Genomic DNA, 26,779 nt, shown 5'->3' with positions numbered 1-26,779 from the left:
CCTTGGCGAAGGGTTTATTCCCTTATTTTTGCCGCAGGTATGGAATTTGAAGCAGCATTGTTTAACCTTTCACCATATAAAACTGTAATTAATACGTGACTACCCCCCGCCGGAAGAAGATATTTCGCTGGATTATAGGAATTGTGCTGACGATCATTTTGTTGCCCGTGGTGTTGCTGCTGCTGTTGCAATTACCGCCGGTACAGAATTTTATGCGCGGAAAAGCCGAATCGTACCTGCAGGAGCAGCTAAAAACGAACGTCCGCATCGGCGGCCTTCGCTTCTCCTGGTGGAATGCCATCAAGCTCACCGACGTGTATGTCGAAGACGAACGGAAAGATACATTGCTCTCCAGCGGTGAATTGTCCGTCAAATACAACCTCCTCTCCCTCCTGCGCAACAACCTCAGCGTACATACCCTGCGCTGGGAAGACGCCGTGGTGAACGTGTACCGTCCACTGCACGATTCTGCGTTCAACTACCAGTTCGTCATCGATGCGTTCAGCTCGCCCGGCGCGAAAGAAGACACCCTCATCGAAGAAACCGGCACCACGCTGCGGTACAACATCGGCTCGGTGCAACTGGAGCGGATACACGTCCGCTTCCTCGACAGCCTCGGCGGCATGCTCGCCAACGTTCAACTGGGAAAGCTCGCCGCTTCGCCAGACACGCTCCAGCCCGAAAATGGTTTGTACACCCTGAAAAATTTCGAGGTCGACGGTCTGGACGCCGACATCCGCCAGCTGTTCCGGCCCGTTGCCCACGTTCCCGGCCCGCCGGTGGCAGACACCTCGTCCACCGCGTTCAATATGGCCGTCCGCCAATTGCTCATCAAAAATACCCGCTGGCTGTATTCGGATGAAAGCAGCGGACTGGAGACGACCGGCACCCTCGGCAAGCTGGAACTCCGCAAGATGCGGTTCAACCTCCTCGAAACGCTCATCAACGCCGAAGAACTGACCCTGGAAAAAACAACGGCCAGCCTGGACATGCGCCAGGCGATGGATACGACCACGGCTCCGCCAGACAGCAGCTCCCCCAATACCTGGCGCGTCATCGCCGGACAGGTGACCGTCCGCCAGACCGATTTCTCGATGAACAATCATACCGCCAAGCGACTGGGCTTCCAGCAGGCGGTGGATTATAACTACCTCGCCCTCAAAGACCTCCATCTCGATGCCGGTAATATATATTATAGTGCGGACAGCACCCTCCTCACGGTGCGCGACGCATCCCTCAAAGAGCAGAGCGGCCTGGAACTGAAGCGCCTCCGCGGCCAGGTGCGTTATACACCGCAGGAAGCACAGCTGAAGGATTTCATCCTCCAAACCGGCGAAAGCCAGGTGAACGCGGACCTCCAGCTCTTTACCCCTTCGTGGGACGCGCTGTCGGCCCACCCCGAGCTCATACGGGTAACGGCCGACGTCAAGCCCTCGCAACTGGCCCTGAAAGAAGCCCTTTTCTTTGTGCCCGATATGCGCAGCAACCCGTCCCTGGCCCCGCTATGGAAAAAACGGATCGACCTGAAAGGCAAGCTGGGCGGGAGCCTCGCCAAGCTGGAGATTCCCGGCATCGAGGTGAAGGACAACGACAAAAATTACCTCTATATTAAAGGAGACGCCTACCAGGTTGCCGATCCCGACAAAATGGGCGCAGACATCACGACCCTTACGCTCCGTTCCTCCCGCGCAGGACTGCTTTCCTGGCTGCCGCCGGGAACTTTGCCCGCAGGGATGCAATTGCCGGCCCGGCTGGATGTGGACGGAAGCATCCGCGGCGGCATGCAGCTGCTGAAGCCCGACCTCGCCATCAAAACGGACATGGGCAACGCCAACGTTCGCGGTGAAGTGGCCGATTTCATGGATATGGACAAGATCCGCTACCAGCTTTCGCTCGACACGCGCAACCTCCAGGCGGGACGGATTTTGGGAGATACGGCGATGGGGAACCTCTCCGGCAAGGTAACCGCCAACGGTAAAGGGACCGACCCGAACAAAGCCAATATCAAGGCGGGCGTCAACATCACGTCGTTTACCTATAACCGTTATACCTACCAAAACATACTGCTCGACGCCACCCTTATCGGCGGAGCCTACGGCGCCAAGGGCAGCATCCGCGACCCCAATGCCCAGGCCCGCTTCGACCTGCGCGGACGGCTCGATACCCTGCACCCGGACATCGCGCTGCGCGCGGACCTCGACAAGCTCGACCTCCTCGCCACCAATTGGACCAGCAGCCCCATGACCATCAAAACCTGCCTGGAAGCTGAAGTCGCCAACCTGAGCCCCCGGAAACTGGACGGCTACGCGGCCATCTCCAAAATCCAGATCGCAGACGGAAACGACCTGTACATGCTCGACTCCATCCTGCTCAAAGCCAGTGTGGAAGAAGGTTTACAGAAAATAGACCTCACCGGGCCATTCGGGTTCCTCACCGCGCGGGGCGACTTCAATTACCAAACCTTCGCCACGGCCGCCACCGACATGGTAACGCGGCACCTCGAAGCCGCAGCGGCCACCAAAACTTTGAAAAAAGCCGAAAGCCAGTGGCTGAGCTTCAACGGCAGCATCGTGGTCCCGAAATCCCTGGCGAAGCTCCTCCCCGATATCGAACTGCGCAAGCCCGTGACGCTGACCGGCCGGATGGATACCGACAGCAGCCTGCTTTTCGCCAATATTTCCATACCCGGCATGCGGTACGACTCCTTCCGCGTGGATACCCTCCTGGCCAATGTGAGCGTGGATACCAGCAAAATGGCCGCCGATGTGCTGCTCGGACGACTGCGGCACCCGCAGATTCCATTGGGCCGCACGCGGCTGGACGTGTCTGCCGCCAACGGCCTCCTGGACTGGGACCTCGTCATGGGCCGGCGGAGTACGCCCAGGTATAAACTCGGCGGCCTGGTACAGTATGGATTGAAAGACAGTTTGCTGATATCCCTCAAAAAAGACCTGCTGCTGAACCGGCAGGCCTGGAACGTGAGCGGCGACAATAAAGTGCTGGTCCTCCATGGCGGCGTGGCTTTTGCCGACATCGGCCTGCAGCGGGGGGCGCAGGAACTGAAGATCACTTCCGCTCCCCTGGCGCAGGGCGCGCTGCTGCCCGATCTGACCGTTTTGCTGAAAGATTTCAGGCTGAGCACGGTGACCTCGCTGGTGGAAACCGATACCGCCCTGGCGGAAGGGATCAGCAACGGCAGCATTACCGTCAGCGACATCGAGAAAACGCCGCTGATCGACGGTAAATTGACGATCGACAGTCTTGCCGTGATGGGCTCCTCCCTCGGCAGGCTGGCGCTGACGGCCAATACCAACGCGGAGAAAGCCGTGGTGCTCGATGCTACGCTGAAGGGCCAGGGGAACGACAACGACCTGCGCGTGAGCGGCACTTATGCCGATGCCATGGACCTGAAGCTGGATATCACCAAGCTCAATATGAAAAGCATACAGCCGTTGACGTTCGGCAACGTCACGGAGATGAACGGCTACCTGACCGGCAATGCAACGTTGCGCGGCACGATGGACAAGCCCGAGATCCGGGGCGCCATGCATTTCGAAAAGGTGTCTGGCCGCATTTCGATGATCAACAGCATCATGCGGCTGCCGTCTGAAGACCTGACGCTCGATGAGACCGGCGTCAAGTTCAACAAATTCGTGGTGGCCGACAGTTCCGGCAACGAGGCCGTCATTACCGGGGATATCCGAACGAAAGATTACGAATCCTTCAACCTCAACCTCGACCTTACCGCCGAAAACTTCCAGGCGCTGGGGCCGCAAGACCCGAAAAATAAAGATCAGTTCTATTATGGGCCGGCCTTCGTGGACGTGACGGCCCAGATCCGCGGTACGCTCGATCTGCCGAGGGTACAGATGAAACTGAAGCTCCGCGAAAAATCCATGGTAACGGTGATGATCCCCGAGGAAGAACCGGGCATTGCCGACCGGGCGGGCGTAGTCCAGTTCATCGACCCGGCCATGTGGCTGGACACGACGCTGCGGCCCAAACCCGACACCCTCGCCCGCGTAACGGGCCTGAAGGGCTTCGTGGTGAGCGCCGACGTGGAAGTGACGCCGGAATCCACCATGAAACTCATCATCGACCAGTCTAACGGCGACTACCTCGAAGTAAAAGGTACCGCCTCGCTCAACCTCACGATGGACCCCTCCAGCAAAATGAGCCTCACCGGCCGGTACGAGATCAATGAAGGGAAATATGCCATGTCGCTCAACCAGCTCATCAAGCGCGAATTCCAGATCGTGAAGGGAAGCACCATCATCTGGACCGGCGACCCCATGAGCGCGGACGTCAATATCACTGCGCGGTACGAAACGAACCCCGTGGCCGGCGACCTTGTGCAAGACGCCATGGAAAACGATAAAACCAACACCAATCGCTACCGGCAGAAGGTGCCCGTGTATGTATACCTCAAGATTACCGGCGAGCTGCTCAAGCCCGACATCGCGTTTGAGCTGGACATGCCCGAAAAGGAACAGGGCGTGCTGAACGGCGTCGTGTACACCCGTATCAAACAGATCAACCAGGTACAATCGGAGCTGAACAAACAGGTGATGGGCCTGCTCGTCCTCAACCGGTTCATTTCCGACAATCCTTTCGAAAGCCTCAGCAGTGGCGGCAACCCGGCGGAAGACATCGCGCGGAGCTCCGTGAGCAAGATCCTTTCCCAACAGCTCAATAACCTGGCGGGCAGCCTCATTAAAGGGGTAGACATCAACTTCGACCTCGAAAGCGAAAGGGCCTACAACGATGCAGGTTCCAGGGAAGAAGCCACGAACCTGAAGGTAGATGTGTCCAAACGCCTGTTCAACGACCGGCTGACCGTTAGCGTGGGCTCCAACATCGGCATTTCCGGTGCGCAGACGCAGGGACAGAATGCCAGTTCCATCATCGGCGACATGTCTGCCGAATACAAGCTCACCGAAGACGGGCGGTACCGCGTCCGCGCCTATCAGCGGAACCTTACGGAAACCGTTATCCAGGGGCAGGTCGTGGAAACGGGGCTCACTTTCATGCTGATCATGGATTACAACGAATTCCGCGAAATACTCGGTAAACAGGCCAAAAAGACCAAGACGAAAAAACTGAGAGACCAATGACCATCAGACAGATCCGCATCCTCGCCATAGGGCTCGTTTTGCTGCAGGCCTGCTCCACTACCCGAACGGTGCCGGAAGGCGACCGGCTGTATACCGGGCATGACGTTACCTGGAAGCAGCCGAAGAAAGACCGTCCGAAAGATATCTCTACAATCCAGTCGGGCATCAACGAACGGGTGCGCCCGTCCCCCAACCGCAAATTCCTCGGCATGCCCTTCAAGCTGTGGCTGTACAATCTTGGCAACGAGCCCAAGGGCAAGGGGCTCAATCACCTCCTGCGGAACAAATGGGGCGAGGCGCCCGTGCTGCTGAGCCAGGTACGGCCGAAAAGGATCACGAACATCGTGGAAAGTTATCTGGAAGACAACGGGTATTTCCAGGTGATGGTCGACGATTCCATTCGCAACCAGGGCAGGAAAAAAGCCAGTCTCCGGTTGACGGTGGAGCCCAATCACCGGTATACCATCCACCGCGTGCGGTTCGATACCGATACGGGCGTGATCAGTAAACTGATTATCCAAATGGCGAAGGAAACGCTCCTGAAACCCAATGATTTCTATAGTCTTGACCGGATCAAGGGCGAGCGCGAGCGGATACATAATAACCTGAAGGAAGAAGGGTTTTATTACTTCACGCCGGATTATATGATCGTGCAGGTAGACAGTACGTTGAAGGGACAGGTGGATTTATACGTGAAAGTGAAGCCCGGCACGCCTTCTACCGCGTTGCGGCAATACTGGATGCGGTCGGTGGAAGTGTTCCCGAACTACGACCTCACGCGCGACAGCACCCTGAAATCCGTTCAGGCGCGGGATTACGGCGGGTATAAAGTCGTGGACCCCGATTCATTGTTCAAACCCATCGTATTCGACCGTTCCGTGTTTTTGCAGGAAGACAGCTTGTACCGCATCAGTTCGCATAATATTACATTGCAGCGCCTCGTGAACCTGGGCGCGTTCAAGTTCGTCCGCGGGAATTTCCGGCCGCTGCGCGACAGTTCCCTCCTGGCCGCGCGTTTTTACCTGACGCCGTATCCGAAGCGGTCGTTGCAGTTCGAAGTAAGCGGCACGTCCAAATCGAACGGGTTCGTGGGCAGCCAGGTGAAGATCTCCGCGCGCAACAGGAACCTGCAGAAGAAGGCGAATATCCTGGAAATCAACCTGGGCGGCGGTTTTGAAACGCAGGTAGGCGGCAAGACGCAAACCTATTCCACCAACGCATATAGCCTGAACGCGGAAGTGGCGCTCACGATGCCGAGGTTCTATACACCGTTCATCCGCTTCAATCCCCGCACGCCGTATGTGCCACGCACGCGGGTGAGCCTGGGGTACGAACTGCTGCGGCGGCCCAATATGTACACGCTGAACGCCATGACGGCGCAATACGGGTATATCTGGAAACAGACCAAATTCCTCGACCATACCCTCTATCCTATTGCGATCACGTATACATTGCCCAGCAACCTGTCTGACACGTTCAAGGTACAGCAGGAACTGGACCCCGCGCTCAAGCAATCCATCGCCAAACAGTTCATTCTCGGCAGCAATTACACGCTGACTTACAATAACCAGGACCCGTTCAGGTATCATTCCTTTTTCGGTCAGTTCAATATAGACGTGGCAGGTAACCTTGCGGGACTGATCGCTACCAAACAGGAAGACGGCACGAAGCAGGTGTTCAGGCAGGATTTTGCGCAGTACGTCCGGTTGAGCGCAGACGGGCGGCATTACTGGCGATTGGCGAACAACCTCCGCTGGGTGAACCGGCTTTTCCTGGGGTATGGCTATGCTTATGGGAAATACGTGTCTGATCCCACCCAGCCGGCAACGCTGCCCTTCATCAAGCAATTCTTCACGGGTGGTAGTAACAGTATCCGGGCTTTCAGGGCGAGGACGCTGGGCCCCGGCGCCAAGAGTCCACCTGATCCCAAAAGCACGAACCTGCTGTTGGCCAATGCCGCGGGCGACGTGAAGCTGGAATTCAACTCCGAGTTACGGTATAAGGTGCAGCAGTTGATAGAGCTGGCGGCTTTCGTGGATGCGGGCAACATCTGGCTGGGCAGGGCCAAGCCGGAAAACCAGGAGCAGGTGTTTGCGATGAACCGGTTTTACAAGGAAATTGCGGTGGGCTCGGGGCTGGGCCTGCGCATCGACGCGTCTATCCTCCTTGTCCGGTTCGATGTGGCGTTCCCGTTACGGAAGCCCGTTTTCCAGAAAGGGTTCCTCTGGCTGCCGGATGCCATCGATATCGGTGACAGCAAATGGCGGAAAGAAAACCTGATCCTCAACATCGCGATCGGTTATCCTTTCTAAAATATATGATCCCGACAGGGCTGGTTTATGATGGCCGGCCCTGCCGGGATTCGATTTCGTGAAGGGCTTGATGCGCCCTTTCCTTCCCCAGCTTCACATTTTACTCCAATCGATTATCTGTTCCACGACCGTTTCTCCCCTTTCACTCGGAAATTTTTTTACATATTTTTTATTTTTAATTGTGTATCCTATTGAGAAAATGTTATAGTATTGAATTTCAATATGTAATGCCAATTTGCTTTCAATTCACGTAGATTGTCAAACCGCCCCAAAATAGCCCCCATAGCGGGTTTCATTACCCCTTTTTCATATTCATGTTTTTGTTCAATTAAGCATTAATACTATATTTGTCGTCCGGGGTAAATTGTCCCGGATGATACTGAGAACATTATTCCTGTACCCAAACGAACGCAGATGAAGCACATCTCTACCCAATTCTGCCTTTTATTGCTGACCCTTGTACTGCCGGTGGCCGTGCAGGCGCAGCGCATTTTCGATCAGCAAGATCCGCTCCCCCAGCAATATTTTGAAAACAGGTACCTCGGCAACCCGGCCCTCGCGGGTGCGGATACCGGCCTCAGCCTGAGCATGGGCTACCGCAAAGCCTGGAAAGAAACCGATGGCGCGCCCGTTTCGTTCGCTTTGACCGGCGATTACCAGGTTTGTCGCACCCTCGGCGTTGGTCTTACCGTGTTCAACGACCAGGCCGGCCCGCTGAAGCAAACCCGTGTGGCCATGTCTTATGCGTACCACACTTCCCTCAACGAAGACAATACCGAATTCCTCCATATCGGCGCCAGCGTATCGCTCGACAACAAGCGTGCGGAACACGTGAAGCCCGGAACGCCCGAAGCCAAAGCCCTCGAGGGCTATGAAGGCTACAAAAACGCCATGGGCCTCGATCTCGGCATCGCCTATACGAACGGCGCCCTCACCCTGCAGGCCGCCATGCCGAATGTGACGCGTACCTTGAAGAACATCGACGAAAAGGAGCCCCGCGGCCAGTCGACTTTCGCGGTGACCGCGTCTTACAAATTCGGCACCCGCAGCTACAAGATTTCCTCCATCGAGCCGCTCATCAGCTTCCGGCCCATGCTGAATTCCAACAGCGTGGTGGATGCCGGCGCCCGTGTGAGCTTTGCCCGGAATATGGTAAACGTGTTCGGGTTGTACCATTCCAACAAAGCCGTGACCGGCGGTGTGGGCTTCCAGTTCAAGAATTCCATCCAGGTGCAGGCGAGCTACACGAACCAGCGCTCGGGACTGGACGCATACGGCGGCAACTTTGGATTGGGTATCAAAGTGCGCCTTTTCAGTTAAGCAACAATTACAGGAAATACCCCGCAACCCGTTATGCATCAGCGATCCGCGATGTGTGACGGGTTGCGGCTTTTAGGGGATTTGTGATGGGAAAGTGAATTCAGGCCAGGTGGTTCCAGGGATAGAAAGGCACCAGCGACGAGGGTTCCAGGCTGCCATGCTCAGCGCTGTGGCACAGGAAGCCTTCCGCCTGCGCTGCCTCCCGGATATCGGTTTTGCCGGAAAACGAAATGGCGCGCACCTTCAGTCCATTCCGGTGTACCATGGCCGCCGGAACGTATTCGTCCTGCCCCACGGCCGGCGAGCGATGTTCGGCGTACGGGAGCAGCAGGGGCCGGATGGGCTTCATGTTCCAGCAGGCGCGGATGTAGGATTCCAGGAAAAGTTTGGCCGATACCTGTACGGCGAAGGGGTTCGAAGGCATGAGCATGATGCGTGTTTTCGTAGGACTGTACCCGAACCAGAACGCCTGGCAGGGATGTGCTTTTACCTTACTGAACACCTGTTCCACCCCGGCTTCGAAGAACGTTTTGGGGGAAATGTCGCCGCAAAGTACCAGCAAATCCGCATCCAGCGAAGCTTCCACCAGTTTTTGCATGCCAGGCGATGCGGCGGGAATGGTGGCGCTTTCGCGCAGGGCGATCCCGTAATCCGTCAATGTCCCTTCCACCGTGAGCTTATTGATGCCGCCCTCACTTTCCCCAACTCCGATAAAGACTACCGACGGCGGCATATACACCGAAACCTGCGTGATACCCGATTGGGACATGGTGGCGAGGTGGCGGCTGGTCAGCATAGTTCCCGGAGCGGGCAATGTAGCAGATGGGCCTTCGGGCGGTGTAAATTCGGTGATCACTTTGCCGGAGGCTTCCGTGATGGGGACGGAAGTTTTGCCCCAGGTGGTCCGGCAGGCGGCAATCTGTTGTATGGCGGCAGTCACACTGATCATGGCACGGCTTTGATTGTAGTGGCCTGAGGCAGGAAGCGCCGGCTGCTTTCACATACATGCAAGTTGGGTCGCCGCCGGTCTCCCCGCCCCCGGCCATCCAGGTAAGGGATTTTTAATCATCACTTACTCGTTTTCACGTCTGTCGCTATAAAAATAACTTTTTCCTGGTCTAAATCTTAATTTTTAACTGCATATCCATCATTTTTCAATTTTTATTAAGTATTGATTGAATTTTACTATAATATCACTTCAAATACTTCATATATGTATTTATATTATTTAATTGAATTAAAATGAAAATACCGCCGATTGGAAGCTCCAACTGGCGGTAAATACTTTTGTGTAAACCGGCTAAAAATTATATCCCACCCTGAATTTCACCGGATCGGTGCGGGGAACCTGGCTATTGTGGAGGAAATCGTACAGGAGGGTCATATTTCCCTTCAGCTTATTATTGATCTTGTATTTTTTGGCGATACCCAGCAAGGCGCTGCGTGTCCAGACTTTGGCGTTGGCCAGTTGGTTGGGGTTGACAAAGGCGGCGTTGTAATTGTATTCGAAACCGCCGTTGACGAAAAATGTCCCTTTTAGTTTATAATCCGCGAACGAGCGAACGCCCATGCCCTGGTGCGAAAACCGGATATTATTGAAACCCGTTCCCATGCCCAGTTTATAAGACGCTCCCATCCCCACGATCCCGTTTTTACTGAAGCGGTAACCGACTTGCCCGGCAAAATCACCCGTGGAGGGGAAGAACTGGTTGGAGCGTTGGAACTGAACGTTGGCGCCGAACTCCAGCCGGGAAATGAAGCTTTGGGTTTTCATTTCATTGGGCTTGAAGTCTGGCATTTCGGCGGCGTTATCGAGATCGGGGAAGTTCTTTTTCAGTTCGTCCATCTGCGACCGTGCGGCATTCATTTGCTGGCGGATGGCTTGCGAGGCATTGGGCCCGCCGCCGCCCAGGCGCTCCTGGATCAGGCGCTCCACCTGCGACCGGGTCTGCAACCCTTCGAGCTGCTGCTCCACGTTGCCGCCACCTGCAGCAGCGAGGTTGAACAACCGCGCGATCTGCGTATTGCGGGCCATGAAATCTTTATACGCCGGTAGTTTCTGGAGTAGTTCCATGGCTTTGGCTTCCGCTTTTTTACGGTCACTGAAAACGGACTGATATTCCTTGAGTTGCTGGGCGTAATAGTAAGCCTCCTTGTTGATTTTCTGGAGGTCTTTGGTCATGTTGGCATACTGGCCCAGTTGGGATTTGAGGAGGTTCCGGCGCTCGCGGATGTAGTTGCGGACTTGTTCGGCCTGTTTCAGCTTGTCTTGCAGCGACTTCACCTGTTCGATCGATTTACCGAGTTTTCCTTTCACATCGCCGGCTTTGCCGAGCAGGCCTTTTGCGTCTTTGAGGAACCCGAGGGTATTTGTGAGCGTGTCCAGGTAGCCGCCGGTTTGCCCATTGAGTAAACGGGTTGCTGCCTGCGTTTTACTGCTGAGCCGGGCTTGCAGGTTACGCATAGAGTCCAGCGAACCGGTGAAGAGGTTTTTAGCGGCCAGGGAGTCCGCCTTCATCAGTTTGGCCTGAAGCTTTTTCTCCTGCCGCATCATCCGGTCGAGCGCTTGCCGGGTACGTTTTTCTACCTGACGTTCGTATTTTTTCGATTTACCGGTGACCTGTTGCAGATATTTTTCGGGCATTGCCTGTGCTTTGGCCAGCAGACTGTCCTGCGCTGCAACGCTGGCAGGCAGGGACAGTAAACAAACAAGGAATAAGGTATAGCTTCGCACGAAAATAGATTTATACGAAAGTTATATCTTTTCTTCTTTGGTTTTTTTCTTTTTGGGAGTTTTTTGAAGAACGCCGGTTTCGTTCACCACGTCGAGGTACATGAGCCCGTTTTGCTGGTGGATCGTGCAGGACAGTGAATAGCGGAAGCGGTCGCCGATGATGAAGTCCATGGTGACGGTGTCTTTCGCCAGTTTCACGACTTTTTTGGGATCTCCGAGGATGGAGGTCATTTGCGCCTGCGAGCAATTGGCCGGCAGCGGGAGTTGCAGTGCTTCGAGGACGCGCATGGCCATGCCGTCGTGATCTTTTGTAAAGTCGAGTGAAATGGCGCGGGTTTCATCGGGGATGGAAACCGGTCGCAGGAAGGTGTTGAAGCCGCACAGCTCTCCTACCCAAATTTCCCCCATGAAATCATAATCTTCCACTTCCTGGTAATCAGGACCATCGTAAAAATCGCTCAGGCGAATGGCGTGAAAGTCCTGGTACGCAATAATATCCATACGATTGTCTGTTAAGTGTTCGTTGCTGTCTGCCGGGGCAAAAGGCCATCCGCTGGCAATGGGCGCCAAAATTCAGGCGGCGTCAAGGGCTTCGTCGGACGTTCAGTTTGCATAGGTAGTCGGTATAGGTAAACCGCGGTGTAAATATATGGTTAATTCTTATATTTCAAAACGTCATGACCTACGAACGCATTGATTATAAGCTTAATATATAATTATATATATATGTTTAAGTGAGTCAAATGCAGTGTGGAACGATGGGTTGAGGGTAGACGGATTAAAATGTTTGCCGCTCTCCTTCCCGAAAAAAATTTAAAAGATTTTTGTGGCGGTGTGGGTGCAGCGCCGGGATTTTTTCAGCCATGACCCTACGTGCAATTGCAAGCGCGCGGACGCCTTTTGGCTTAGCAGGATAAGATCAAAATCTACATCATTGATTTTGCCAGAAAACTGGCCGAGGACATAATCTTTTGAAGCGTTACTGTATTCTGATCGTTAATAATTACGGGAAAACCAATGATGACATCCTCCCCATTCACCAACATGATGAGCTCATCTGATTGGGCGACTGCCGCCACGAATGGTGGTTCAAAATGCTTCAAAATCAAATCCTTTCCAGCAGAAATAAGGTAATATTTCGCGTTAAATGCTGGAGAGTAATCGAATTTGATCCGCCCGGAGGTAAACCGGTTGAGCAGTTTATCCACGAATGCCAGTCTCCGCAGCAGTACATCCCCGAATGCGATCCGCGATTTCCCGTAGCCCCAGATTTGGTATTCCCTATCCCGGTTTGTATTTCCGTTCTTCTTCGAATCCCTGAAACCGTGATCGATCTCCACCTGGAGGATGAAATAATCGAACGCCTCCTTTTGCAACCGGAAAGAATTTACGATGCGGACCGTAGCCCGGCTGTTGAACAGGCGGTTTTCTATAAGCTTTGCTAAAATTGTACTGGAGATGGATGTATCGGTTACAATCTCCGGGCCGTATTTAAGTATGGCTTTGAAGGAGCCCTCCAGAGCGAGGGCGTCTTCCTCTTCCAGGCCGGCTACATCCAGCCCCGTATTCATATTGATTACATCATTCATAATCAGCGTATTCAATTGTTTTCGTCTTTCAGTTGTTTCGACGAACAAAAATAATATAGTAGTCAGGTAAAATCCTCCAGTGTAATTTCCGGCAAATTATTGCAGGCTGCGTTTGCTTCTTCATCATAAAAATAATGGACGTTGTCCGGCACCACCATTCTGCATAAATGGATGCCTCTGCGTGTGGCTGAACACCATATTCGGCCCCAGCCGAGGCGTTCTTCCTTTATAACGACCACAAAGAAACTTTCGATTGTCCCCTGTGCATCGAACGGGGACGCGATATTCTTTTCGCCGTTTAGTACTTTGATGATAACATCTATCCAGGGGCTCTTCTTTTTCATTACGGTAGTTTGGGTGTAAGGTGGCGTGCTTGCTAACCCTTCGCTGTGAAATTGTAAAGATCTATATCAATTTCCGCCCCAATATAAGCCAGCAATGCAATTGTTTCCTTTTCAAAGTGAAAACCGGGGTTGGCCATGCCATATAATTCCGCGCTAATAAAGAACTCTAATTGCCCATTCGAAGCAATGCGCTTCAGCTGCTCCTTCCTGGGCTCAACAACTTCATCAACGAATGAATTGGCAATTGTTTGTATCCATACATCTGTTTCAATCACGAATCGATATTCCCAATAGTTATACTGATACTGTTTTTCAATCCTCCCATCATGGGATTTGAGCGAATATCTTTCCCCTTTTACATTTGAATCAGTCGGTACCAATACCAATTCATTAGATATATCTTCTATAGAATCAGAAAATTTTGAATACTTCAGCGCGATTGAAACTTTGTCCATTTGCTAAGTAGTTTTTGAGGAGGGGCCTGCGATACCAAACAATATCTACATTAAATTCTTGATGACTATTTCATCAGGAGGGATATGAAACCAGTCGCAGGCCATTAATTCCTTTTGATAGATTTTCACATCCACCCGTCCGTTCAGCTTCAACCGAATTGCCATCCTTCAATATAATTAGTATTTACGCCCCGTCAAAACATGGCTCCCTGAAAGGAGATTCCTGCTTAAATTTTACAAAAAAGAACCCTTGAAAATCAATCAATTTTTCTTATTTTCGGCTTCATAACATTATTATCCCGTACCTGCAGGCCCGGTTATCCCCTTCCGAAAAACCGCGCTTGCGCAAACCTTAGCCATGAACCGAACCCAATAACTCCGCGTTAACCGGACCTGTGCCTAGCACTTTGTAATACCTCTTCCGGATATGCACCCTGATCTACATTAGACACTTTCGAAAATGCAATTCTATGTTGAAGCAAATTGTTTTCACAGCCGCTTGCTGTGTAACCCTCCCATCCCTCAAAGCCCAGCAATCCTTCGGCGTTAACCGCGACAGCGTGAAGGCGACCGGCATGGAGCTCGTTGTCCGCAACGCCACGCGGAACGTAAACGGCTACCTCGTCAACACCGGCAACGGGAAAACCAGTTTTAAATCCATCGGCAACGCCCTGCAATTCACTGTGGGCACCGCCGGGTTCCCCCAGGCCGGCGATTCCGTGTACACCAACGCGGCCTGGAAAGGCCGGTACGTCAAGATTTGGCGGAACGGACTGCTCGTTTGCACCACTTGCCCGGACAGCACTTTGGTAGACACTTCGCTGGGCAAGATCCTCTTCAGGCCGGCGCTCGCCCCTGCAGAGAAGATTTACCTGGAAGCCTTCCACGCCAGGGATTTCAGCTTCCTGCCTGTTTTCTTCCAGCAAGACGCATACGCCCTCGAAAGAAAATTCATTCACCAAACACTTCACCGCCAATAATTCCCCGACATGAGACGATTGAAACCTCTATTGTTTATCCCGCTCCTCTTTCCCTGTTCGTCCCTCCTGGCGCAAGGCGCCCCGCTGAAGCTGGACCCCGACTCCGTGAAGATCATGAACGCCGAGCTCGTGCTCCGCAACAAGTCGAAAGACGTAAACGGTTACCTGTACAATACCGGCAACGGCGCCACCGTATTCCAGCAGCTGGGCAAAAGCATCCAGTTCAAAACAGGCGCGGCGGGTTACCCGGCCGCGGGTGACTCCGTCTACCAAAACGCCAGCCTCGTCAACCACACTATCAAAGTCATGCGCAACGGCCTGCTCCAATATCGAGACGGCACCAACGGCGTAATCGTGGACGCATCGGCCGGGAGGATCACCTTCCGCCCTGCCCTGCAGGCGAACGATATTATTTTTATCGAAGCCATTTACGGCCTCGACCTGTCCGTAAACGGCGCCACAGACGGCGGCGGCAGCACACCCTCCGCGTCTACCCTGCGGCTACTGCCCGGCGCCACCGACAACGGCAACAATACCTTTACGCTGCGCTGGGCAACGAATGCCAAAACGCTGTTCCTCAGTCCGAAGGTGGTAGGGCTCGGCTCCTCCACCCTCGCGGGTACCGGGCTTTCCGCCCCGAACCGCCTGGGCGATAAGATCTCCACCTGGCTCACCAACAATACTTCCGCGCATGCCTGGACCAACCTCGCCGTGCCGGGATACAGCACCAAAGACATCCTGCCGCTGGAAGACGGCGGCGTATCCGGACAGAACATCGAGACCGCCGTACAGTTGCGGCCCGACATGCTGTTCGTTTCCCTTCCCTCCAACGACCCATCGTCTGGCATGACGGTAGCGCAAAGCATGCAAAACCTCCGAAAGGTAGACAGCATTGCGCAGCGCAACGGCATCACCGCGTTTTTCGAGACCACGCAACCGCGTACCAACTACAACAGCGCCCAGCAACAAATGCTGAAGCAGTTGGCCGACAGTATCCGCAGCGCATGGCCCGACCGGTATGTGGAAGGGTTCAGCGATCTCGTAGACCCTTCGACTATCGCCTCCATCCTGCCTGCTTACAATAACGGAGATGGCATCCACCTCACCGCCGCCGGCAACCAGTTTATCGCCGACCGCCTGTTCGACCGCTGGCTGGGTTATTTCCAATCCATTACCGGCGTGAAGAAGTACCACATCGATTCATCGGTGAACCAGACCACCTGGGCGCCCTTCGCGCAGCAGGCGGATGCCAACGTGGTGAAATCCGTGTACAACCGCTACAACACCGCTAAAGTTTATTTCCGGGTAAGGGCCGAGATGAAAAACGGGACGTTCACGCCCTGGTCGCCCGTTGCCACGCTCAGCGAGCCCGATCCATTGCCGGGTGTGAACGATTACACCTACCGCCTGCTGACCGACCTCGGCGGCGACGGCACCACCACGCTCAACGGCTCCAACCAGCCCGACGGCCGGCCTTCGCCTTCGCCCGACGGATGGGGCAAGTTCTGGAATAACTGGTTTGGCGTAGGCGGCGTGGAAGGCTTTGCGGCCAACGCGTCGTTCCCGGACATGCGCACCACCACCAACGAGATCACCGACATGAGCCTCCAGTTCATCGGCTCACCCACCGGCTCGTTCGGGACTTCCCAGACGAAGGCCATCAACTACAACGGCTTTACCGTTCCCGTTGGCGATTATCCGCAGCAGGCCCTGTATGACAACGTGTTCATCCACTCGTCACTGAACCCCAACGGCATCGTACTCCGCATCAAAGGAATGGTGCCTACCAATAAATATTACATCAAGATCTGGGGCGCGCGGCTGGACGATAACACGGCCCAACGTACGCTGCAGGCCCGGATCGGCAACGAAGGCTGGGAAACGGCACAGTCGGTGGAAACGAAATACCCCACCGCAGGCACGCCCAACTATCAGCAGGCCATCAAATTCAACGGTGTAACCGGTGTGGATTCGGTGGATATTACCATGCGTGTAGGCGGCACCGGTACGTTCGCGCATGTCAGTCTCGTCGATATCGGTGTGGTAGGCCCCTTGCCTGCGGTACCGCAGATCCGCCTCCGCGATACCACCACCACGCTCAGTACCCTGCAGCTGACGGGTACGCCCATCAATGGTGCCGTGGTAACCACGTATAGCTGGGAGCAGGTGTCTGGCCCGGGAACCGCCACTATCGCCAACGCCACGTCGGCCACCGCCAACATTTCGGCGCTGACGAACGGCACGTATGTATTCCGCGTAACCGGCACGGGCGGCGGCAAAACCTACAAAGGCACTTCCACCGTGAATGTGTTCCCAAACAACGGTGGACTGAAAACGCTGCGCATCCACTTCAGCAAAACGGCGGTGCAGCCCATTCCCGGATGGCTGAACGTCTACGGCTCGCCGCACTCCCAGCGTATCACGATCACCGACCCCGCTACCAGCTGGACGATCGACAACCTCAGTCCCACGCCTGAATTCTGGGCCCCCTTCGCCAGCAACAGCGCCTCCGACATAGACGGTACCACCACCGGCAACAATACCGGCGTGATCCCGGATATCGCGCTGAAGGGTTACTGGTTCAACTACAGCCTGAAATGGGCGACAGGGATGGACAACCTCATCCTTACCGGACTGAACCCCGCCAAGACCTACAAGCTGAAGTTCTACGCATCGCGCAACAACTCCGCTGCGGCGCCGCGATATGGCGCATGGCGGATCAACGGCGGTGCCGAGATTTTGATGAACGCCTTCAACAACACTACTCTCGAGGAAGTGCGGACAGGCATTTCGCCGGACGCGAACGGGAAGATCAATCTTTCGGTGCACGCACCTTCTTTGACGGCCAATGGCGCGTTCGGGTACCTGAATGCGTTGGTGATCCAGGAGGAATAGGTTTCCAATTGCCGGATCAGGGTATGCCTGGAGAAGTTCTCCGGCATATATGAGCCGGGTTTAAGCCGGGTATATCCCGAATTTAAGACGGGTTTAAGTCGCCTCTTTAAAAAGCCGGCTTAAACCCGTTAAACATTCTATGCAATAGCCTGTTATAGTCAGCATATCATAACCGTAACCCCAAATAAGCATAATCTATGGCTATTGTAGAATCGACCATGGAAGTCACCGGAAGATTGGGCGAATTCGTCTATTACCGCAGGAAAGGAACTGACAAGATTATCATGCGCCGGTGCAACGGGCCTTCCAAAGAACGCATCAAAACAGATGGCAAATTTGCACGGACCCGGGAGAACAATGCGGAATTCAAGGCCTGCAACCTGTTTGCGGCGTCGGTACGCCGGCCGATGATAGCTTTCCGGCAAATCGCCGACCCGAACTATACCGGGCGGCTCGTGAAACTGGCGAAGGAAATCCAGCTGCGGGATGCCGAGCGCCCTCGTGGGGAAAGAGGTGTCTGTTTGTCGGCCAATAAGGCGTTGCTGCGAGGGTTCAATTTCAATAAGGAGCATCCTTTTGACAACTTGTTACAACATCCGGTTACCGCGTCGGCAAACCGGGCAGCAGGTACGGTTACGCTCTCCTTCCCTGCTATTATGCCCGACATCAATCTGAGCCTGCCCTGGAAGTTGCCGTTTTACCGGTTTGTTGTCTATCTGGCGATGATGGGAGATATTGTATATCGTAAAGAACTGTTTGAGCCGGCGGTTGCGCCTGCCTGGGATCGGAAGGTATCGGCATGGCAGCATCGGGATGCGCGGGCGGAGGGATTTGATTTGCAGCTATCGCTGGATGTGCCTGTTCTGGCCGATGCTTCCTTGATAGTGGCGGTGGGGATTGAGATGGGAATGCCGGATGGGTCGGGCGAGCTGAAGGGACGGAAATATGCGGGTGGGGCGAAGGTGTTGGAGGTGTTTTGAAAGCTGGGTGAATTTTGGGGAACTGAGGGGGCCATAATACATGAGGTATTTTGAACCTTATGAATCAGGAGAATTGGGGGCAACATATTCCGCCCGGGATACAAAGATGTTGGAGTTGTTTAGAATGCATGATAAATCGGGAGAAGTGAGGAAACTGATATGGCGACTGCGCGAGGTTACTAGACGCTTTTTTACTACATGTTTGAACCCTGTCTTACAGGCATATGGCATCGGCAACAAACTTCGAAGACCCTGGCCTGCCCTTGCGGATGAATGACTCTCAAAATCACCAAATTCAATTCAATCTGACATGATTCATTCACCAGGCAAATAACGCTAAGTGTCTTTTGATTTAAGCCGCTGGATGACTGGTTTGCTGAGGCCGGTCAATTCCATAATTTCCTTTACTGCGTAGCCTTTCGCTTTCATGATGCGCGCCATTTCTCGGGCTTTATCATTCAAGCCTGCTTTGTGGCCGGCTTCCTTGCCTTCTTTAACTCCAAGCGCCTTTAGCTCGTACTCCAGCATGTACTTGGTACTCTTTTCCAGCTCCGCCAACAGCCCATCTTCCGCAAAGCTGTAATAGCCTTTGTCGCTGATGATGAAATGATCCAGCACCGGCACCTTCAATAACCGGCCGCACTGGATCATCCGGTCCGTCATTTCACGGTCGGCGGCGGAGGGCTTCAGCAGCCCGCTGGGATGATTGTGAACAATGATGATCTTCACACTACGCTTCTGCAATGCCAGGCTGTAGATTTCCATCGGCTCGGCGATGGTGCTCGTCACGGAGCCCATGCTCACCAACTCGATCAGCAGGATCGCATTATCCGCCGCGAGGCCCAGCACCCACAGGTGCTCCCGGTTCCGGTCAATCTTCTGTTCGCGCCGAAGCAGCATCCGCATGATCTCGTGAACGTCTTGCCGGGCTTCGATCTTTACTTTCTTCAGTTTACTCAATCGGATTTCCATTTTAGCGTTTCCCTTGAAGTTAGAACAACAAGGATAAACGGCAGTAGTTCATTTTATTCATTTTTAATGAATGGTAGCAATATCGAATACTATCTATTTCATCGCCTAACCACATTACTGCCACTCAAAACTTGAAGCACTTAACTTATCCTCCCGCAACTCACCTAATGCAACAAAAAATTCCTTTTCGTATTCATGCGCTTTTCATATTATTGAATTAAACCAACATTATCTGAAGCATAATAGCTATTTTTGTGTTCTAAAAAAACAGTCTACACATAACTTCATCGTGGCTACCACAATCAATTTTACAATCCGAATTTATACTTTCTTGAAGCTGACATTCAATTTATCAAATAAACAGGCCACTGCAGAGTGATCACACTAAAAGTCTAGATGGATGCCCAAACAACTACGCGATAAATTAAATTAATTCGACCATACCAGTATCTATTTGCGTTCATGAAGATTTTTACAGCCAGATTGAACCAGTTACTGAGCAAAACTACTTTAAAGTACTGGCAGACGTAGAAAAAACGCCCAAAACAGATCACTTTCCCTATGGGTTTCAAGTCAATACTATCCGACAGGAAAGCATTATACCATTACGTGAAGCTCGTATAGAAAACAATAATGTTACTAAAAGATTACATCCCATTGCATTTAACTACCACAGCCATGTATCACTAGGCTACGGCACAAGTCATTACGCCAAATTAAATACGGTTGCTTTTGGGTTTGAACAACTCGGAATCTTTATTGATCAGCGTGATGCTTTTGTTTCAAACGTATGGATTGAAATGTCTCCGCTATTCCGGCCAAGCAAAACATGCGGCGGCCTTTTGAATGCAAAACAATTACTTGACTTAGGATACAAACTTGCTTTAATAGACAGGAACAAGGGAATAATAGTGCGAATTTCCAACCTAGAATCACTTCAAAACTACTTAAGTGAAACTTTTGGATTTAATATACAAGATTAAATATGCCTTAACCGAATTGTTTCAAGATTCAAAACAATCTTCTGTTATCTAAGTTAATTGTATTCATTCGATACATTATATCATTTCAATACTCTACTTCTTGTACAAATGGTCCGTTGAATCTTGTGTGTATCTTCCCTTTGCCTTTCTAATTTATTCTGATCCTGAAAACAACAATTCTAAGCTTTTATTATATTGATCACCGAGTTCTATCGCAACACGAGATGAAATCTTGATTGTTTTGTTCTTAATTCCAAAGCCGTAGACATCAACCTCCATAAATTCAAATTCGAATTCTGTACAAGAAATTATATAATCCACGATTCTTTTATCCCAAATTATTTTGTTTATACAAATAGAAACTATGCTTTTATGTTTCTGAGCTTTCTTATTCTTTCAGATGTAAAATACTAGCTCCTTTCTTCCTTTCGGCGCTACCGTTTCTACTTTGAGCATCTTTTCGCTGGATTGGATTAGGCTTATCTCCTTTTTTCACTATTTAAATTGACATTATTCAATCCTTTAAAATGTTTAGTCGCGTTTACACCTCCTTTGGTAGAGGATCTCGTAAATTGATTCTTCTTTTTATGAGCCATTAATTCCTGGCGCAATTGCGACAGGTATAACAGGCAAGATTATCGCAGATGCTAGAGATGCAAAAGGATGGTCACAGACTGACTTCGCGAATGCTAGCGGCGTATCCCGCGTTCTGATCGGTAAGTACAAGTGATCTGAAGCCGTGCAATTTCTCGATGCCGCCAAGAAGATTGCAAATGTTTTAGGAATATCGCTAGATTCTCCCGTCGAGGATAAGTTCGACAAAAAGACCATCAGAAAATTCCAGGACACCGAACTGAATGAGGATCCCCAAAATACAAACGTCTTTGACCTATCGAGACCTACATTCGTGATGCCAAAATAAGTAAGACACAACAAATAAAAAGCACCTTAAATTGGGTGTTTTACAATACTTAGTTTTATCGCATTTTTTCATAAAATGTTATTTAAATATTAAATACAAACCAACCATGAGCCCAATTAATCCAGCAATAATCAGTCGAGGTTTTATACTATTAATAGAATTCACCTTGGCTTGATAGGTTATCCCCCAATAAATAAAATAACCTCCAACTATTACGATAAGTATACCAATAATAATATTATTCATAATTTTACTCCTTTTTGTTCTCCTTCGTTTCTATTTTTATATTCAATGTATTAGACTCCTCTACATCCGGGTGATTATTATCAATTACACCATCTTTAATAGCTCCTAAACCTCTTCCCAAATAAGTATCTATAACTTCATTCGACAATTGATTCTTAAAAGGTATTTTGTTAGCTAAAGGTCCTGCAGCCGCTCCAAGGCCGGCAGCGCCAGCCTTTATCATTGCATTTTTGGTCTTCCCTTCCAATAAATCAGCCCCAATATCCACACCATCTCCTGCAGCTGATATTGTTTTCCCTATTCCAATTAAAGGCAACCCGATTTCTTGGGCACCTGGAAATAATGAAACTACGTACCCAAACTCTTCAATTCGATCTCCAGTAAAAGTTGCAATTGAGGATACTCCACGTAAGGCATCCGCTATTACTTCCGTCTTATTAAGAGGAATATCATAAAACTTTATATCCACACTCTGTTTATTAGCAAGGTCTGTCTTTATTGTGAAGACTAATTCTCCACCATTAGGCCTTGTAACTCCTCCAAACCAGCCACGAGGATGCGGAGAACCTTTTTTATATGCCTCAAACCCCAATGAAAAAGCAGCATTATTAGCATTAAATTTAGTTCCCTCTAGATCATATGTTGTACTTGTATTCAATCCGTTTTTTAACGAATTATACAATTCATTAACTCTGCTAAAATCAGATTTTATAATTTTTGTTTTAGTGATCTCTCCGTTCACATTTGTCCAATGAATCATAATTTTTTGCTCCCCTCCATCTAAGTCTATTGCCGCAACTGGGGTATTTCCTGCAAATTGGTAAGGCGAAAACCAAGCAAAACTTTTAGTATAAGGATCCACACTCAAGAACTTCGCAATCCTCGGATCATAAATCCTCATCCCATAATCCTGCTGGCTTCCTTCAACACCCTTTACCTCATTATCATTCTCCTTCCCATTAAACCCATACCTTCAATGGCTCACAACTTTTTCCCATCAGCACCGCGGCACCAAGGAGATATATTTACCTCAAAGAACTACCGTTAAAGATAATGATTCATCGTCATATTTGATTTCCTTTCAAGTGTGTAAATTCGTTGAACTAAAACAATCATATGCTACAACAATTACAAGATCAAGCCGACAACTTGCAACACCACCTCAAAAAAGGAGATTACAGCTTTATCGGACCTCAAGACCAGCGCCTCTTCGAGACATTTATGAGAAGAGCTAACGACATCGCACCATCTAACCCCTTCGACCACTCCATTCACGATGTATTATCTAATAAACAAGCCACTCTTGCTGCTTTAAAAGCACTGCCTGCAGGCACACCTTTAAGGATATATGTCGTTACCCCAACGCACGACGATAGCGTTCTTCCATTCTCTACGATTGAAGACTATTGCAGCAATCACAATATTGTTCTTTAGTCAATTGAAAAAAAACTACATCATCATGGGTAAAGCAGGTGGCCGGTTACGGAGCGCCTGGCACCGGCAGCGCCGGCCGCCTGCTTTACCCATGATGCGCCAAGACCATCCCACCGCCGGGCGATGAACTGATGCCGCCGTTCGCGGCAGGCCATGCACTACCGCTGACTACAGTTCCTCCAGCATCGCGTATGCCCGCCTATACGTTGCCCGCTGCCCCGCATCCGCCTCCGAACGCTCCAGCGCCGCCAGCTCCCGCATAGCACAACGGTTGCAATGACACGTCAGGCGCGGCGAGTAATAGAACGCATCCCCGCACACCACACAATAAAACGTACCGTAATCCGCTCCCAGGGAGGGATTCATAAACCATAACAGTTCCATCTTCAGTAAAATTTTAAGTAGTAAAAAAAGAGTGAGTTGATGCCTGACCGCTTACCGCCACCCACCGCCATGCGGCGGCGAACACGGGAGCGGGAGTGTGAGCTTTAGCGAGCACGGAGCTACCGGCCGGGCGCCGCCGCCGGCAGGTGGCGGACTAAATGGGCAGAGGAGGGATTTGCGCGCTTCGCGCAAAGACCGGGAGCTGCCCGAACGAAGGGTAAAAGGAAGGGCTGCACAAGGGCTCGCTGCTAAAGGGCAAGCCCTGCCTTTTACCCGCAGTGAGACCGCGTTTCCTTTTTAGTAAGTAGGGAACAGTGTAAGTAAACGGGGTGTGGGGGGGGGGGGATTTCCCAGGGCAAAGGCGCAGCTGACTCTTAATCAGTAGACGAGGAGTTGGCATCCATCCAATGATGATGAACATAAAAAGCGCCTTTAAAAGCGGGTGCTCTTAAAGGCGCTATCGTTTGAATTAAATCTAATCTCTGGATATCAGTATTTTCACAGTTTCAACTTCACTTATTCAAAACTAAAAAGTATTATCATACCAAACTACTCTCTTCTACTACAGAGGCCTTGCAACGGCTTGAGTATACAACATCATCGGTTTTCCCTTCGCATCAGATTCGTAATTCTCATTCAGTAGTGCTTGTGTTGTCGATATGCCCCCTACAGGAACCCAACCCTCATCCAGCGCGGTATTGACATTGCTTATCAGAATCTCCAAGTTATAGTCCTGGTAGACTTTATAATCTTTATACATATTTCATGTGTTGCTTTTTTTGCAACACGCAATGTTTGCATATTCCATGCCAATGCAGGAAGCACTGTAATCCTGTCACATCTGTTACAACTCGTTTTCCATGCATTGGATTGCAGCATATGCTTGGGGTGCTAACTTGTCAGAAGTACGTTCAACATTCCCCGCTGACGCATAACGCCCCTCAGCACTTACGCAGGTAAAGCTGTCTCACTCCGGCAAAAGGCAAGGGCCAGCCCCTCCCTGCCAGTAATCCCCGAACCGCCCTTCCCTTTTGCCTGCGCTCGGGCTGCTCCCGGTCTGCTTCCTTCGGTCGCAGCCCTACGCCGCCCACTTTGTCCGCCACCTGCCCGCCTTGCCGCCCTACGGTGGCTACGCGCGTGCCGCGCTCCCGCCCCCGTGGCCGCCAAGGCATGGCGGTGAAGGTGGCGGGAGCGAGTGGATGGAAGCGGATAGCGGTGGAACCTGGACAAACTGCAGTGCATGACCTGCCGCGAACGGCGACGGCAGTACAAAGCCCGGCAGCAGGATCGTCTTGGCGCACCACCAGGCGGTAAACAGGCTGGCCACTCCGTTGCCGGGAGCACCATGCGCGCCTGTTTACCGCCTGGTGATGTGACGCCCGCATTTTGCCCGGACAGGAGATTTCAGTAATTTCACGATCATGGAGGCGATCAACGACATCTTCATTAACCTACTCTCTGACGCCATATGGGCGACCGCAAGCCTTGCACTGGCTTGGCTTTCCTATAAAAAAATCAGGTTTTAAGGCGGTCGCAGGTTCGAATCCTAATTTTTGGACGCGGGTTCGATTCCCGCCAGCTCCACGGGGCCTTTACTTCACTTTCAACCGCTGGACAGCTGCCTTGCCTAATCCCGTAAGTTCCATGATCTCATTAACCGTATAGCCTTTTGCCTTCATCTGCCGGGCTATCTGCTTTGCCTGTTCTCGCGCACCAGCCTTGACGCCGATCTCCTTGCCCTGATCCCGCGCCCGGGCTTCCAGCTCATAATCCAGCAGGTATTTTTCGCTCCGTTCCAGCTCCGCCAGCAGGCCGTCCTGCGCAAAGCTGTAATATCCCTTTTCGCTGATAATGTAATGGTCCTCCACCGGAACATGCAGCAGCCGGCCGCACTGGATCATCCGGTCCGTCATGTCCTTATCAGCAGCGGAAGGCTTCAGCAAGCCGCTCGGATGATTGTGTACCAGGATAATTTTCACGCTGCGCTTTTGCAGCGCCAGGCTGTAGATCTCCATCGGCTCGGCAATCGTGCGCGTCACCGAGCCCATGCTCACCAGCTCGATCAAAAGGATCGTATTGTCTGCCGACAGTCCCAGCACCCACAGGTGCTCCCGGTTGCGGTCAACCTTCTGTTCCCGCCGCAGCAACAGCTGCATAATCTCGTGCACGTCCTGCCGTGCCTCGATTTTTGTCTTTTTCAGCTTACTCAACTTGATTTCCATTTTAGGGTTCGATTTGAAGTTAACAATACAATAGGGCAACGCCCCCGTTCATTCTGTTCATTCTCTATCCCATCGGATGATAGGCTGCTACAGCCGCGGCCAGCTCACCATCACAGCTCTGCCGGTAACGCTCCGTGCTCGACGGGTACTTGTGTCCCGCAAACACCTGCACCGCAGCCAGTCCCTCACCGGCTTTCAGCTTGTTGGCAATGACGCTCTGGCGGATCCGCTGCGCGCTCACCGGGTAGTGCCGCAACACGTGCTTGACGATATCTGCCGCCGCCATCGGCTTGCCCCGCAGCCCCAGCAGCAACCGGTCGCTGGCAGCGCCTTTGCCCAACCGCGGGCGGATTTCCCGGAGGTAGGCGTAAAGCAAAAGCACCTGTGCCGCCTGCAAGGGAAGCCGCCGCGCGTGAGTTGATACCGTGCCGGCAGTAAACACCGTCCCGCTCTCCAGGTCGATATCCGTTATGCGGAGTGTGGCGATTTCTGCCGGTTTTAAGGCCTGATAGATCAAAAGACTCACCAACACCCGGTCGCGGTAAGCCAGCGCCGTATAACGCCCCTTTTTACCATTTGCCGGCAGCAACGCTTCCAGCTCCGCAGGCGCCAGCAGGTCCTGCAACTGGATGTCCCGGCTGCGCACGTCCCGCAAACGGATCCTTTTGGCAGGATTGTCCGCACGCACGCCAGTGGCCACCAGCCAGCCGTAATACGCCTTCACCGCGCATAACATCCCGTTGAGCGTAGACGCGTTGCCGTAGCGGCTGCGCACTACGCCCAGCCATTGCACCACATCCCCATAACCAGCACCGTCAGCACCGCGATACCCAAACAGGTAAGCGGCGATCTCACGCCCGTAGGCCTCGGCCGTGGAGGCGGCGTAACGCGAT

18 protein-coding genes and 1 pseudogene are annotated in these 26,779 nt (G+C 52.2%); 8 read left to right on the top strand and 11 right to left on the bottom strand.

Translation table 11 applies throughout. The features are described 5' to 3' along the window. Positions 1-143: 143 nt before the first annotated feature. The 3 genes from WJU22_RS17390 (at position 144) to WJU22_RS17380 (ending at position 8,746) form a co-directional block, all read left to right on the top strand. Positions 144-5,114, top strand: a complete 4,971-nt coding sequence (locus tag WJU22_RS17390; RefSeq protein ID WP_341839441.1) for a translocation/assembly module TamB domain-containing protein — start codon at positions 144-146, stop codon at positions 5,112-5,114. Further along, positions 5,111-7,426 (top strand): BamA/TamA family outer membrane protein, encoded by a 2,316-nt coding sequence (locus WJU22_RS17385; RefSeq protein WP_341839440.1) that lies wholly within the window; start codon positions 5,111-5,113, stop codon positions 7,424-7,426. The genes WJU22_RS17390 and WJU22_RS17385 overlap by 4 nt, the downstream gene beginning before the upstream one ends. Positions 7,427-7,840: 414 nt before the next feature. Continuing rightward, on the top strand, positions 7,841-8,746 hold the full coding sequence (locus tag WJU22_RS17380; protein ID WP_341839439.1) for a PorP/SprF family type IX secretion system membrane protein: 906 nt from the start codon (positions 7,841-7,843) through the stop codon (positions 8,744-8,746). A 100-nt stretch (positions 8,747-8,846) separates the two neighbouring features. On the opposite strand, the gene WJU22_RS17375 is transcribed toward WJU22_RS17380, so the two are convergent. The 6 genes from WJU22_RS17375 to WJU22_RS17350 all read right to left on the bottom strand — a co-directional run bounded on the left by WJU22_RS17375 (position 8,847) and on the right by WJU22_RS17350 (position 13,868). Continuing rightward, positions 8,847-9,695, bottom strand: coding sequence for a hypothetical protein (locus tag WJU22_RS17375; RefSeq protein WP_341839438.1), 849 nt, complete (start codon positions 9,693-9,695; stop codon positions 8,847-8,849). Between the two features lie 351 nt (positions 9,696-10,046). Further along, a complete protein-coding gene (locus tag WJU22_RS17370) occupies positions 10,047-11,480 on the bottom strand; it encodes a hypothetical protein (RefSeq protein ID WP_341839437.1) in 1,434 nt (477 codons plus the stop codon). A 21-nt stretch (positions 11,481-11,501) separates the two neighbouring features. Beyond that, positions 11,502-11,981, bottom strand: a complete 480-nt coding sequence (locus WJU22_RS17365; RefSeq protein WP_341839436.1) for a hypothetical protein — start codon at positions 11,979-11,981, stop codon at positions 11,502-11,504. A gap of 425 nt (positions 11,982-12,406) precedes the next feature. Further along, the gene (locus WJU22_RS17360) at positions 12,407-13,069 is read right to left on the bottom strand and encodes a hypothetical protein (protein WP_341839435.1); all 663 of its coding nucleotides are present in this window, start codon (positions 13,067-13,069) and stop codon (positions 12,407-12,409) included. A gap of 62 nt (positions 13,070-13,131) precedes the next feature. Then, on the bottom strand, positions 13,132-13,413 hold the full coding sequence (locus WJU22_RS17355) for a hypothetical protein (RefSeq protein WP_341839434.1): 282 nt from the start codon (positions 13,411-13,413) through the stop codon (positions 13,132-13,134). 32 nt (positions 13,414-13,445) lie between these two features. Further along, positions 13,446-13,868: a DUF4279 domain-containing protein gene (locus tag WJU22_RS17350; RefSeq protein ID WP_341839433.1), complete on the bottom strand. Its 423-nt coding sequence runs from the start codon at positions 13,866-13,868 to the stop codon at positions 13,446-13,448. A gap of 470 nt (positions 13,869-14,338) precedes the next feature. On the opposite strand from WJU22_RS17350, the gene WJU22_RS17345 reads away from it, so the two are divergent. The 3 genes from WJU22_RS17345 to WJU22_RS17335 all read left to right on the top strand — a co-directional run bounded on the left by WJU22_RS17345 (position 14,339) and on the right by WJU22_RS17335 (position 18,723). Then, positions 14,339-14,848: a hypothetical protein gene (locus WJU22_RS17345; protein ID WP_341839432.1), complete on the top strand. Its 510-nt coding sequence runs from the start codon at positions 14,339-14,341 to the stop codon at positions 14,846-14,848. Between the two features lie 9 nt (positions 14,849-14,857). Then, positions 14,858-17,743, top strand: coding sequence for an SGNH/GDSL hydrolase family protein (locus WJU22_RS17340; RefSeq protein ID WP_341839431.1), 2,886 nt, complete (start codon positions 14,858-14,860; stop codon positions 17,741-17,743). Positions 17,744-17,940: 197 nt separating this feature from the next. Then, complete coding sequence (locus WJU22_RS17335; protein WP_341839430.1) at positions 17,941-18,723, top strand: hypothetical protein; 783 nt, start codon at positions 17,941-17,943, stop codon at positions 18,721-18,723. A gap of 336 nt (positions 18,724-19,059) precedes the next feature. On the opposite strand, the gene WJU22_RS17330 is transcribed toward WJU22_RS17335, so the two are convergent. Continuing rightward, positions 19,060-19,695, bottom strand: a complete 636-nt coding sequence (locus WJU22_RS17330) for a JAB domain-containing protein (protein ID WP_341839429.1) — start codon at positions 19,693-19,695, stop codon at positions 19,060-19,062. Positions 19,696-21,249: 1,554 nt separating this feature from the next. Between WJU22_RS17330 and WJU22_RS27290 the strand changes: the two genes are divergently transcribed. Beyond that, positions 21,250-21,408 carry a helix-turn-helix domain-containing protein gene (locus WJU22_RS27290; protein WP_425165457.1) on the top strand — a complete coding sequence of 53 codons (159 nt, stop codon included), beginning with the start codon at positions 21,250-21,252 and terminating at the stop codon, positions 21,406-21,408. 442 nt (positions 21,409-21,850) lie between these two features. Here the strand turns inward: WJU22_RS27290 and WJU22_RS17325 are convergent. Next, positions 21,851-22,756 (bottom strand): annotated as a pseudogene (locus WJU22_RS17325) (RHS repeat-associated core domain-containing protein); the annotation flags it as partial. Positions 22,757-22,962: 206 nt separating this feature from the next. Here WJU22_RS17325 and WJU22_RS17320 point away from each other — a divergent pair. Beyond that, positions 22,963-23,280: a hypothetical protein gene (locus WJU22_RS17320; RefSeq protein ID WP_341839428.1), complete on the top strand. Its 318-nt coding sequence runs from the start codon at positions 22,963-22,965 to the stop codon at positions 23,278-23,280. A gap of 168 nt (positions 23,281-23,448) precedes the next feature. On the opposite strand, the gene WJU22_RS17315 is transcribed toward WJU22_RS17320, so the two are convergent. The 3 genes from WJU22_RS17315 to WJU22_RS17305 all read right to left on the bottom strand — a co-directional run bounded on the left by WJU22_RS17315 (position 23,449) and on the right by WJU22_RS17305 (position 26,682). Beyond that, positions 23,449-23,664, bottom strand: a complete 216-nt coding sequence (locus WJU22_RS17315) for a hypothetical protein (protein WP_341839427.1) — start codon at positions 23,662-23,664, stop codon at positions 23,449-23,451. Positions 23,665-25,256: 1,592 nt separating this feature from the next. Then, a complete protein-coding gene (locus tag WJU22_RS17310) occupies positions 25,257-25,886 on the bottom strand; it encodes a JAB domain-containing protein (protein WP_341839426.1) in 630 nt (209 codons plus the stop codon). A gap of 64 nt (positions 25,887-25,950) precedes the next feature. Continuing rightward, complete coding sequence (locus WJU22_RS17305) at positions 25,951-26,682, bottom strand: tyrosine-type recombinase/integrase (RefSeq protein WP_341839425.1); 732 nt, start codon at positions 26,680-26,682, stop codon at positions 25,951-25,953. Positions 26,683-26,779: the final 97 nt, after the last annotated feature.

It is taken from the genome of Chitinophaga caseinilytica, from assembly GCF_038396765.1.
GTDB lineage: Bacteria > Bacteroidota > Bacteroidia > Chitinophagales > Chitinophagaceae > Chitinophaga > Chitinophaga caseinilytica.
Note: the sequence above shows the minus strand (reverse complement) of the source record. Positions and strands in the feature narration are given on the sequence as shown.

Coding starts and splice junctions, on each gene's coding strand:
- WJU22_RS17385 (WP_341839440.1), top strand. CDS start 5,111: ATGACCATCAGACAGATCCGCATCCTCGCCATAGGGCTCGTTTTGCTG.
- WJU22_RS17380 (WP_341839439.1), top strand. CDS start 7,841: ATGAAGCACATCTCTACCCAATTCTGCCTTTTATTGCTGACCCTTGTA.
- WJU22_RS17375 (WP_341839438.1), bottom strand. CDS start 9,695: ATGATCAGTGTGACTGCCGCCATACAACAGATTGCCGCCTGCCGGACC.
- WJU22_RS17365 (WP_341839436.1), bottom strand. CDS start 11,981: ATGGATATTATTGCGTACCAGGACTTTCACGCCATTCGCCTGAGCGAT.
- WJU22_RS17360 (WP_341839435.1), bottom strand. CDS start 13,069: ATGAATGATGTAATCAATATGAATACGGGGCTGGATGTAGCCGGCCTG.
- WJU22_RS17355 (WP_341839434.1), bottom strand. CDS start 13,413: ATGAAAAAGAAGAGCCCCTGGATAGATGTTATCATCAAAGTACTAAAC.
- WJU22_RS17350 (WP_341839433.1), bottom strand. CDS start 13,868: ATGGACAAAGTTTCAATCGCGCTGAAGTATTCAAAATTTTCTGATTCT.
- WJU22_RS17345 (WP_341839432.1), top strand. CDS start 14,339: ATGTTGAAGCAAATTGTTTTCACAGCCGCTTGCTGTGTAACCCTCCCA.
- WJU22_RS17340 (WP_341839431.1), top strand. CDS start 14,858: ATGAGACGATTGAAACCTCTATTGTTTATCCCGCTCCTCTTTCCCTGT.
- WJU22_RS17335 (WP_341839430.1), top strand. CDS start 17,941: ATGGCTATTGTAGAATCGACCATGGAAGTCACCGGAAGATTGGGCGAA.
- WJU22_RS17330 (WP_341839429.1), bottom strand. CDS start 19,695: ATGGAAATCCGATTGAGTAAACTGAAGAAAGTAAAGATCGAAGCCCGG.
- WJU22_RS17320 (WP_341839428.1), top strand. CDS start 22,963: ATGCTACAACAATTACAAGATCAAGCCGACAACTTGCAACACCACCTC.
- WJU22_RS17315 (WP_341839427.1), bottom strand. CDS start 23,664: ATGGAACTGTTATGGTTTATGAATCCCTCCCTGGGAGCGGATTACGGT.
- WJU22_RS17310 (WP_341839426.1), bottom strand. CDS start 25,886: ATGGAAATCAAGTTGAGTAAGCTGAAAAAGACAAAAATCGAGGCACGG.